Raw genomic sequence first — 627 nt, 5'->3', positions numbered from 1 at the left:
CATCTTCTGGAGGATGGATGGGATCCTAGGTTTGTGCAGTATCAGATGGGACACGAACATGCCTCCACGACCGGCATCTACCAGTTCGTCAGCGACGACTTCCGCGCCACGACCCTGCGGGCCGGGCTCGAGCGGACCGTCACGGAAGCCTTCGGGCGCCCGGGAGGCGACTGGTGAAGCGGCAGGTTGAGTATCGCTGGCGCCTTGCGGAGCTGATGGCGGCGCGAGGCCTGCACAACACCACCGACCTCATCCCGCTGCTCGCCGAGCGCGGGATCGTCCTCTCCCGCCCCCAGGTCTACCGTCTCGTGAACCAGAAGCCGGAACGGGTGGCACTGCAGCTCATCTCCGCGATCTGCGACATCTTCTCCTGCGGCCCGGAGGACCTCATCACGGTCACTGCAGCAGACGTAAAGGCCCGCAAGACCGGGACCGCCAGCTCCCCCAACGTCGTCGACCTCAACCGCACCGCCCGCCCACGCCGAGCCCGCATCATCGACGATGACCACTGAGCCCTCAGGCCTCAGCCCGCGCAACACCACCCGCGGCCGACCAAGGACCACGGGCACCGATGTCTGCGCCCGCTGCAGCCGCAACGCGGGCAAGGCCCGGGTGAGGTGGCCGGAG

Annotated in this window: 2 protein-coding genes; both read left to right on the top strand. The window is 67.8% G+C overall.

All coding sequences use genetic code 11. From position 1 onward, the window contains the following. The first annotated feature begins 6 nt into the window (after positions 1–6). Positions 7–177: a hypothetical protein gene (locus HGO92_RS23195; protein WP_440915802.1), complete on the top strand. Its 171-nt coding sequence runs from the start codon at positions 7–9 to the stop codon at positions 175–177. Beyond that, complete coding sequence (locus tag HGO92_RS23190; RefSeq protein WP_169999112.1) at positions 174–512, top strand: helix-turn-helix domain-containing protein; 339 nt, start codon at positions 174–176, stop codon at positions 510–512. The genes HGO92_RS23195 and HGO92_RS23190 overlap by 4 nt, the downstream gene beginning before the upstream one ends. Positions 513–627: the final 115 nt, after the last annotated feature.

The organism is Crystallibacter degradans, from assembly GCF_012952295.1.
GTDB lineage: Bacteria > Actinomycetota > Actinomycetes > Actinomycetales > Micrococcaceae > Crystallibacter > Crystallibacter degradans.
The sequence above is the reverse complement of the archived record's forward strand: the minus strand, read 5'-3'. Positions and strand labels throughout refer to the sequence as shown.